General features: G+C 53.4%; 11 protein-coding genes. 6 read left to right on the top strand and 5 right to left on the bottom strand.

Annotated features, from left to right (window positions below; translation table 11 throughout):
* The 5 genes from R6V78_RS11870 to R6V78_RS11850 form a co-directional block, all read right to left on the bottom strand.
* Window positions 1-229, bottom strand: a 229-nt coding sequence (locus R6V78_RS11870; protein ID WP_410289572.1) for a hypothetical protein, incomplete at its 3' end; no start/stop codon positions are given.
* Between the two features lie 187 nt (window positions 230-416).
* The gene (locus R6V78_RS11865) at window positions 417-740 is read right to left on the bottom strand and encodes a hypothetical protein (protein WP_410289571.1); all 324 of its coding nucleotides are present in this window, start codon (window positions 738-740) and stop codon (window positions 417-419) included.
* Window positions 741-885: 145 nt separating this feature from the next.
* On the bottom strand, window positions 886-1,290 hold the full coding sequence (locus R6V78_RS11860) for an Hsp20/alpha crystallin family protein (RefSeq protein ID WP_410289570.1): 405 nt from the start codon (window positions 1,288-1,290) through the stop codon (window positions 886-888).
* Between the two features lie 47 nt (window positions 1,291-1,337).
* Window positions 1,338-1,904, bottom strand: coding sequence for an Hsp20/alpha crystallin family protein (locus tag R6V78_RS11855; RefSeq protein WP_410289569.1), 567 nt, complete (start codon window positions 1,902-1,904; stop codon window positions 1,338-1,340).
* A gap of 710 nt (window positions 1,905-2,614) precedes the next feature.
* The gene (locus R6V78_RS11850) at window positions 2,615-3,724 is read right to left on the bottom strand and encodes a TOBE domain-containing protein (protein WP_410289568.1); all 1,110 of its coding nucleotides are present in this window, start codon (window positions 3,722-3,724) and stop codon (window positions 2,615-2,617) included.
* A gap of 156 nt (window positions 3,725-3,880) precedes the next feature.
* On the opposite strand from R6V78_RS11850, the gene R6V78_RS11845 reads away from it, so the two are divergent.
* From R6V78_RS11845 to R6V78_RS11820, 6 genes are all read left to right on the top strand, one after another.
* Window positions 3,881-5,116, top strand: a complete 1,236-nt coding sequence (locus R6V78_RS11845; RefSeq protein WP_410289567.1) for a putative sulfate/molybdate transporter — start codon at window positions 3,881-3,883, stop codon at window positions 5,114-5,116.
* 262 nt (window positions 5,117-5,378) lie between these two features.
* Window positions 5,379-6,140 (top strand): sulfite exporter TauE/SafE family protein, encoded by a 762-nt coding sequence (locus R6V78_RS11840; RefSeq protein WP_410289566.1) that lies wholly within the window; start codon window positions 5,379-5,381, stop codon window positions 6,138-6,140.
* A 17-nt stretch (window positions 6,141-6,157) separates the two neighbouring features.
* Window positions 6,158-6,865 carry an ABC transporter ATP-binding protein gene (locus R6V78_RS11835; RefSeq protein WP_410289565.1) on the top strand — a complete coding sequence of 236 codons (708 nt, stop codon included), beginning with the start codon at window positions 6,158-6,160 and terminating at the stop codon, window positions 6,863-6,865.
* Entirely contained in the window at window positions 6,858-8,108 is a 1,251-nt protein-coding gene (locus tag R6V78_RS11830) for an ABC transporter permease (protein WP_410289564.1), read from the top strand. The genes R6V78_RS11835 and R6V78_RS11830 overlap by 8 nt, the downstream gene beginning before the upstream one ends.
* 22 nt (window positions 8,109-8,130) lie before the next feature.
* On the top strand, window positions 8,131-8,880 hold the full coding sequence (locus tag R6V78_RS11825; protein ID WP_410289563.1) for an outer membrane lipoprotein-sorting protein: 750 nt from the start codon (window positions 8,131-8,133) through the stop codon (window positions 8,878-8,880).
* 27 nt (window positions 8,881-8,907) lie between these two features.
* Window positions 8,908-9,788, top strand: an 881-nt coding sequence (locus tag R6V78_RS11820; protein ID WP_410289562.1) for a hypothetical protein, incomplete at its 3' end; no start/stop codon positions are given.

The raw sequence follows: 9,788 nt of genomic DNA, 5'->3' as shown, positions 1-9,788 counted from the left end.
CTCCGCATTCATCAGCTTCAAAGTGGCTAAATCCGATCCAACGGATCGTTGCGGGATCAATCAGTTCACCGATAGAATCTTTGACCTGCTGGAGAAGCCCTCGCATCCCGGTATGGTAAAGTAGCGGCTCTTCATCCCTGACAAGAAACTGGTTGAATTGAATGTTGGCTACCGGAATAAAAGTTGAAATTCTAAAAATATCAGGTCCAATTTCGGTTATCTGCCCCATTTCCTTCCCCCATTTATTTAAATCAATTGAAATGCCGCAAAATTTTCGGAAATAGTTTGGCTGGCGTGATCAGCGATGATGTCCCCAAAGAGTTCGCCATCTTCATTCATATGTACAAGTCCGCGTGGTAGCATCCGAGTTGACCGTTAAGGCATTGATTCATTAATATTTTGTTCAAATCCTTTGCTTACTCTGATTTCTTTAGAACATTTTTTAGACGCTGATCGATCTCCACCATTTTAGCTTCATCTTGGGCGACCTCTAACAGAATATCTTTAATCCCAAACTTTTCGGCAATTTCGTCATCTCGCTCTGCAGAAATTTTTTCAAACACCCTATTTCCTAATTCAGCCAATCGCCTGGTCACCTGGGTTTCAAGTCGCACTTTTTCACGTCTTAATCTCGTCAATTCAATTCCTTCACCTGCTTTTTCAGTGATCGAATGAACAGCAGCTATGGTTGAATCAAAACCGGCCTCCATGCCTCTTTGTATTCTATCCCAAAGTTTCATTTCTTTCTCCATTTTATACAGGTTAATACCTGTTCTATTGGATAACTGATGTAACGGACAAATTGTGGTCCATCCGCTCTTCGGATGCGTAATGACCAATAGGAGACCCGATGCCAGTGAGCTCGGGTCTCCAGGTCGCAAGAAATTATCCGGCGGTTACCGCAATCTGGCGGGGAATCGCCTTTTCAGCCTTAGGCAATGTCAGTCGCAGGACCCCGTCATCAAGCTTAGCTTCGATTTTGCTCTGATCCACCACCTCGGAAAGAGTGAATTGTCGGTAAAACCTGCCGATTTCAAATTCGATGCGCACATCCGATTCATCTTTGCCTTCAAACGGTTGCACCTCCCCGGAGATGCTCAATAGGCCATCATTTAGTTCAATTTTGACATCGTTGGGAGCTACACCTGGCATATCTGCCAACAGGTTGATTTGCTGTTCGTTCTCGAATATATCTACTTCGGGCGTGAAGACGACGCCGGGTCTGGTTTGCTCGGCAGGGCTGGCCACCTCATGTTTGCCCTTTACCTGAAGTTCTTTGGATTCAGCCATTTTCCAATCCTCCTTTAAACAAGCGGTTATCAATTCAATAATGCTAATCATGCGCTTTTCACTTCGATCTGCCTCACATTGGCCTGCTGAGCATCCATCCTGGGCATGGTGACCGTCAATACGCCATTTTTGAAAGTTGCCGCTACACCCGCTTGATCTGCATCCTCCGGAAGCGAAAGCACCCGCTGAAAAGCCCCGTAGCTGCGTTCCATGCGATAGTAATTTTTGTCATTCTCTTCCTTTTCATGCTTCTTTTCGCCCCGGATGGTCAAGGTGTCGTTAACGATCTCTACGTTGACATCTTTTTCATCCACACCGGGTACCTCCACTGCAATGGTATACGCTTTGTCGGTGGCACTCAGGTCTAAAGTTGGTTTGATCATCCCATCGTTCATGGGTGGCAGCAGCGACCGATTGAAGCCGAACGACGAAATGTCGAACCCACGAAAAGCCTGATCGAAAAGACGGTCGATGTCTTGGTGAAACCGGGCTAATGACCCGCCCAGGTCATGGTGCTGAGCCGGAGCCAACGGCCGCTGAATTGGCACTGCGTGCCCGGCATCCTCTTCCTCCTTTTTGAACCAGTTCCACGGTATCCATTTTTTCATGTTCATGTCTACCTCCTTTTCAGAAGCAATTACTATTTTAATTTTATATAAAAAGTAATGTACATTTGTATTCTGTCAAGCGGTGTGATATCATTTCGTAAAATTTTTAACTTACTGTTATAGCTTTATTAAATAGGGGTGGATCTGATGAACGAAGGGAAATTCGAAAACGAGGCTCCATTGCAATCAGACAATTTTTCGGATCTGCTGGAAAAAAATCAGCAAAGGCCGCCTTCAGGCTGCGACCAAAGGTGATTTCGATTCTCACCATCCCGGAACAGGTCCTCACCTTCCTGAACCGCCTCACCGAAGACAACAAACCCTACACCAAACGGGTCCGCTTATCCCAGCTCTCTTCCTGCTTCAATTTCGCACGCAACAATATCGATCCTGATGGTAGAAATCCATGCGACACCCCCATGATCCGCAAGCTGTATCGTGAAAGGGTACCCTCAAGATGGGAGATCATCGAAAAGGAAACCGTTGATGAGCTCATTTTCCGACCAAACAACCAAAGTCCGCAATCGGTTGATCCTGGAATCGATGGCCCGCGGCGGCATGCGCATTGGAAAGCGAAGGGGTGAAGCCAGTTGCCGGTTTCACCGCATTCAGGTCGCCTGGTTGGTAAAGATATGCAGATCTACTTGCTGATTTTTGAAGGGAGATACGGCTACAAAATCTTGTAGGTTTCGTTTTAACACGCTGTAATATTATTTTCAGCCAGACAACAGTACCACTGAATAAGCATTGAACAAGGCACAAACTTGATCGCCGCTTGCGAGTGCAAGGCGTTTAGCGCTTTCACTTGATATGATTGAACACACCGCTGTTCCATCTGGTAATCGGACCAGAAATTCAGTATTGATTTTCCCTTGGTTGATCCTTTCGACCACACCGCTTAAAATATTCTCCGAACTGGTTGATACGTCCTTTCCAGGTTTCTGCAATATGACCCAAGGTGCTTTGACTTCGGCAGTAACTACCTTGCCTACCTTCAAACCAAGGTGGTGCAGGCTATCATTGGTGATCACCGTCGTCAGTCGACAGCCGCCCAAGGTCACCAGGGTAACCTGGGTCTGAATATCGCCCTGTTTGGTGGCTTCGACTTTGCCGAAGAAAGAGTTCCGTGCACTGGTTTTATGAGCCGATTCCTTTTCAATGAACAGCCTGATCGTCTGCTGAATATCATCTTGGGAAAAGGATACGTAGGAAGAGGTCAAGTTCGGCGTGGAATGCCCCAGCATCATCTGGACGGCTGGAAGGGGCAAATTGTTTTGAATCAACTCGACGCCGCGTGACTTGCGTAGGTTTTCCGGTGCACCAAGTTGTTTGGCAAAACCGCAGGCTTCCGCACGTTCGTAGAACTTTTTCCTGACAAATCCAGGGTCAACACGGAACAGATTTTTCGCAGCATCACCTTGCAATGTGCCGGAAATCATCGCGTGTATTTCCTTGCACAATTCTTCCGATAACTGAACGGTGCGTCTAGGATGGTCCATGTCATCCTGTGAGTCGACGATCTTTATGATTTTAAGATCGAAATCAATGTCCTGGATTGGATCGAGGCTTAACACTTCATTCAACTTCACGCCCGTGTGCCGAATGATCAAAAAAATGAGTAAAATGCGCTGACGGGCGAAGTGCACATCAGATCGCGGCGTCGCCCCGACCCATTCACGAAATGATTGTTCCAGTCGGTGGAGTTGGGTCGCATCGAGGTATTTTCCTTTGGCCTGGGTGGCAAAAATAGGGCTTAGGCGACCCTCTCCCGTAAGTGTAACCGATTGAGATGGTTGACTGCCAGTTCTTCGGGTTTTCGGTTTCATTATCGTTTGGCCTCGATGCGCGTACTTACCGATATAGACGACATGTCCTTGACATCAATTCAGCAGGAAGATAATATCACGAATATAATAAAAAGCGTGATTATATGTCAAGTGACCTTCTTGATATGGAGCCATTTAAAGGCTGAGGAGAATGGTATGGATGGTACCAAGATGGCCCATCATCGAACCGGTATGAATTCGGCGCTACGGTTCAATCGCATGGAATTGGCAGGCAGCCTGGGCGATTTGGGAACCATATTGCCTCTGGCCATAGGCATGATCCTGATCAACGGCCTCAGCCCAATGGGTTTATTTCTCATGGTGGGGCTGTATTATGTCTTTTCCGGGCTCTATTTCAAGGTAACCAGTCCGGTAGAGCCAATGAAGGTCATCAGCGCCTATGCCATCGCCACCGGCATCACCGCCAGCCAGATTCAGGCCTCAAGCCTCTGGCTATTCCTCTTTCTGATCATCATCGGCGGGACCGGCATCATTACGGTCATCGGCCGTTTCATTCCTAAGCCCGTGATCCGGGGCGTCCAGCTGTCCACTGGGGTGCTGCTGGTATCCCAGGGGGTAAGATTGATGCTGGGTACTTCGAAATTCCAGGCACTGAAGCAGGCGGCGGAGCCCTACCTCAGTGTTCAGGCCCTCGGGCCAATTCCTCTTGGATTGATCATCGGCGGTACTTTGGGGGTACTGACGCTCATCCTGTTGGACAATAAACGACTGCCGGCAGCCATTGTGGTCGTTGGGGCGGGCGTATTGATCGGCCTTTTATGGGGAACACGCGAAGGCTTTCAGCAGATTCAACCGGGGCTATATCCGCCTGAATGGCTGCCCTATGGATTACCGTCGACGACTGATTTCACTTTCGCCCTCTTGGTGCTGGTAATTCCTCAGGTGCCAATGACGCTGGGCAATGCCGTGATTTCCAATGCAGACCTGTCAATCCAGTACTTTCCGGAAAACGGCCAGCGCGTTACCTACCGAGCGCTTTGCATCAGCATGGCCCTGGCCAACCTGGGCAGCTTTTTCCTGGGTGGGATGCCCATGTGCACCGGTGCTGGAGGGCTCGCCTCCCGCTACCGTTTTGGTGCTCGTACCGGTGGGTCCAACCTGATGATCGGCGTAATATTCATTGTGCTGGCCCTGCTTCTGGGCGACCATCTCATGGGCGTGATCTATCTGCTGCCCATGTCCGGTCTGGGCATTCTGCTGGTATTTGCCGGGGCGCAACTGAGCCTCACCCTGTTGGATATAAACACCCGCAAAGATCTATTCGTATCGATTCTGATCGTCGGCATCACCCTGGCATCGAACCTGGCGGCCGGATTCCTGGTCGGCATCGCCGTAGCCTATGCGTTGAAGTCGCAAAAGCTCAACGTGTGAACGACAAAATAAATTAGGAGGAGCATCCTATTTGCTTTGACAAGCGGCGCCACATTTTTTGATTGACAAATCCAAAAATAACAGAGGAGGCTAACATGTGCCAGAATTGTTGCCAGCAACCCATCAAATTGCAGGACAAACCGGAAAACTGTACCCACGAACAGATTCGCGAGTGTCATGGCGATGTCAATGAACATCCATGCGCCCAGGACAAGCGCGATTCGAAACAAAAATAACCGCAAGTCGGACATCGCCTTAAGCCATGACCATCTCCGTGTTGCTGATTGCCGCTATTTTCGTGATCTCCCTGATGCTGACCATGGTCGGCCTGGGCGGCGGCCTCGTTTTTTCCCCGCTGTTCGTGATCCTTGGATTTGCCAAGGCCGATGCGGCTTCGGCCTCGTTGTTCCTCAACCTGATCGCTGCCGCCTCCGCGGCCTATGCCTATTCGCGCAAAAAGATGGTCGACTTTACGCTTGCGGTCCCCCTGATCGTCTCGTCCAGTCTGGCGGCGCCCATCGGGTCGTTCGTGAATGTGCGCATCGACCTTCAACCGTTTTTGATCACCATGGCCGTGGTACTGGCCCTGGCCGGCGTGCGCATGCTGATCTCACCGCCGGCTGCGATGGAAAGCGCCGGCCTGCCATCGTCCCGCAAAATCATCGGCGGCCTCGGCATCGGTGCCTGTATCGGTTTCATGGGCGGCCTGCTGGGCATCGGCGGCGGCGTGTTTGTCGTGCCGCTGCTGATCTACGTGCTCAAGACGCCCACCAAAATCGCCGCCGCCTCTTCCACCTTCATCGTCTGTTTCTCATCCCTAACCGGTTTTCTAGGGTACGCCTCCATGGAAACGATCAACTGGGGATTCATCCTTCCCGCCGCCGTGGCTTCCTTCGCAGGCGGCCAGGCCGGGGCCAGGATCATGAGTGCCCGGTTGAAAGGCAAAACCATTCGGATGATATTCGGTTTCATTCTCTTCGCCTTGTGCGTCAAGCTGTTCCACCAGGCATTAATGGTCCAGTAAGGAGGCAATCTGTCCCAATGGAAATCGTAACCTTTGAAGGCGTTTCCAAAACCTACCGCATGGGCGAAGTGGATGTGGCCGCGCTTGACCATGTCAGCCTGAGCATTCCCCCAGGGGCATTTACCGCCTTTGTGGGTCCTTCCGGCAGCGGCAAGACCACCACGCTGAACCTGATCGGCTGCCTGGACCGGCCCAGCGAGGGCAGCGTGACCGTTGCCGGCCGGGCCATCGGCTCCATGGGACGCCGGGAGAGCGCCGCTTTCAGGGGAGAACACCTGGGTTTCGTATTCCAGGATTTCAATCTGCTGCCCGTGCTGACGGTATATGAAAATGTGGAGTATCCCCTTTTGATGATCCGTGATGTGCCCAAGGGACAACGCCGAGGGGCGGTGGAGCATGTGCTGGCGGCCGTGGGAATGGAAGATCAGGCTGATAAGTACCCGGCCCAGCTGTCCGGCGGCCAGAAGCAGCGCGTCGCCATCGCCCGGGCCTTGGTAGGCAAGCCGGCCCTGGTGCTGGCCGACGAGCCCACCGCCAACCTGGACGGGGCCACGGCCCAAAGAGTAGTGGAGTTAATGAAACGCATGCGCGATGAATTCGGGACCACGTTTGTGTTTTCCACGCATGACCCGCGCATCATGGACCAGGCGGAGGTGACCTTTCACCTGCAAGACGGCCGGTTGACCGAGGGGCCTGCCATCGGGAAGGGGGCGGATCATGCTTAAGGTCTTGCGTCTGGCGATGAAAAACCTGTTGCGCTACAAGCGTCGAACGCTGCTCACAGGCATGCTGATCGCCGTGGGTGTGGTGGCGGTCATCGTGTTTGTCGGCTTGAGTGGCTCTTTCAAGGGGGCCATCGTGGGGCAGATTACCGATTCGGTACTCAGTCATCTCCAGGTGCACCGCAAGGGATACACGGCCAGCATCGACAATCTTCCTCTGGACCGCATGCTGCCGGCCAAGGCGTTTGACAAGCTTTCCGGCATCCTGAACCAGGCCGACGGGGTGACGGCCTTTTCCCCCCGCATCAAGTTCGGGGCCATGTTGAGCAATTACGCCCAGACTACCAACGTCCGGCTGAACGGCGTCGATCCGGCCAAGGAACAGGCGGTCGTGCCGCTGCTGGCGACACGGATCAAGGACGCCGCCCATGAAAACACGCTCCTTGAAAAGGGAGAGGTGCTGCTGCCGGAAGTGTTGGCCAGGGGCATGGCGGTGAAAACCGGCGACACCATTGTCCTGGTGGCCAACAACAAGGATGGGTCGGTCAACGGGATGACGTTCAAGGTGGCCGGTGTGGTGGAGAGTTTGATGGGGCCGGGCGGCCGGGATGGCTACCTGCACATCGAGGACGCCGCCGCCCTGCTGCGCATGGAAACCATGGAAGTCAGTGAAGTGGCGGTGAAGACCAAGGACTTCGAACAGCTGGCGGCTGTGTCCGAGCACTTGCGGGGCAGCCTGGAACCCATCACCAACCAACAGAACAAGCCCATGTTCGAGCTGCACACCTGGGATCAGCTCACCCCGTTTTACAATGTCGTGCGCATGATCGACGTGATGACCGTGGGCATCAAGGTGATTCTGATTGCGGTCGTTCTGATCAGCGTTCTCAATGTCATGATGATGAGTGTCTACGAACGGGTGCGCGAAATCGGCACCCTGGCCGCCATGGGCACGCGGCCGAGCCGGATCATGGCCTTGTTTGTGGCCGAAGGCTTTTGTTTGGGACTGGCCAGCGCACTGACCGGCGCAGCCATAGGCCTTGGTGTGCTTTGGGTGCTGAGCCTGACCGGCGTTGATGTGGCTTTCGGGCGTGCTAACCAGGTGTTTACCCTGGCTCCGAGCGTCGCGCCCGGCGAGGTGGTTTCGGCCTGCCTGATTGTGTTGGGCGTTTCGATCCTTGCCAGTCTGCAGCCCGCGGCCAAGGCGGCCAGGCTGGAACCGGTGGAGGCCCTGCGCCATGTCTAAGTTTCTTTCGATGGAGTCCATAATGAAACCTAATCCCGTGAGCAGCGCATTTTGCCTGATGCTGATAATTATGGCGCCGATGATCGGGTTCTCCGAACCTTTGACTGGCGAGCAAATTTTGGAGGCGGTGGATCGGAACCTGCAGCCGGGGGATCTGGAGATGTACCGCAAGATCATCAATATCGAGCCGGACGGAACCAAAAAGGAGTTCGTGCTCTGGTTTCTGAAAAAGGACCGGGACAAGGTCGTCACCCTGTTCGTCTCCCCGGCCAGCGAAACGGGGCGCGCCACCCTGCGGCTGGGCGATAACATGTGGCTCTACATCCCCAACGTGGGCAAGCCGATCCGCATCACCAGCATGCAGTCGGTGGTGGGGGGTGTTTTCAACAACGCCGATATCATGCGCCTGGATTACGGCGTCGAATACGACGTGGCCACCCTGTCGGAAGACCAGGGCCAATATGTGCTGGAACTCAAGGCCAAAAGCGGTGCCGTGGCCTATGACCGGCTCAAGATGTGGGTCCTCAAAAAAGAACTCGTGCCCACCCGGATCGATTGTTTTGCGGCAACGGGCATGCTCATCAAGACCCTCAACTTCAAAGAGATCAAGGATATCGGCGACGGTGTCGTGCGCCCGGCGGTGATGGAAACCGACAGTCCTCTCTACAAGGGTTATCGATCCATCATGGTTTCAGCCAACCTCAAAAAGCGCAGCCTGCCCGACGAGGTCTTCACCTTGAATTACCTGTCCAGGGTCAAGGACTTGCGGTAAGTCATGCGCCTGGGGGCTTGTCTTGGGATGATGCTGATTTTTTTCTGCACCACGGTTGGGGCGGGAGAATTTGACTTCTCCATCCCCGAGGCGGAAAAAAAGCCGTACGAGCTGGGCGGCCGACTGGAATTCCGCTACAACTATCATTGGCTGGATGAGGATTCGGCCCGATACAGACTCATCTATTACCAGGACGATCCCGGCACGAACACACATGAATGGCGGACGCTGGCTGAGCTTTCCGGCAGTTACCGGCAGGGAATTTTTCAGGCTAACCTGCTGGCCCATTTTGAGTATGTCGATAGTTACCAAGAGGAAGCGTGGGATAACAAAATCTATGCGGGCTATGTTTCGTTGGCGCCATCTCCTCAGCTCACCTTGGATGCAGGCAAGAAATTGGTCTTGTGGGGCAAGGGCTACGCCTGGAACCCGGCTGGCTTTATAAACCGGTCCAAGGACCCGGACGACCCGGCCCTGAACCTGGAGGGACGGCCCCTACTGGGGCTGGATCTGATCAAAAGCTTTTCCGCCGGGAGTTTAAGCAACATCGGCCTGACGGCCCTGCTGCTGCCTGTCATCGATGACTGGGGCAACCAAGATCTGGGAGAAGAAGGCGACTTGAACACTGCACTCAAGCTCTATCTGCTGTGGTACGACACGGACCTCGATTTCATCTATTTCGACGGGCCGGATCAGCCCCGCAGCGTCGGGTTCGACTTTGCCAAGAACCTGGCCGAGAATTTCGAGGTGCACGGGGAGTTGGCCTTCCAGGAAGATGTGCCCCACGTCGTTATCGATGCCGCCGGCAACGCCTGGCAAACGCGGGAGGATCAGCTCAGCTATCTTCTGGGCATACGCTACCTGAATGCGTTCGATACCACCTTTATTGCCGAATACTACCACAACGG

Source organism: Desulfosarcina sp. (genome assembly GCF_046496365.1).
Lineage (GTDB): Bacteria > Desulfobacterota > Desulfobacteria > Desulfobacterales > Desulfosarcinaceae > Desulfosarcina.
The sequence above is the reverse complement of the archived record's forward strand: the minus strand, read 5'-3'. Positions and strand labels throughout refer to the sequence as shown.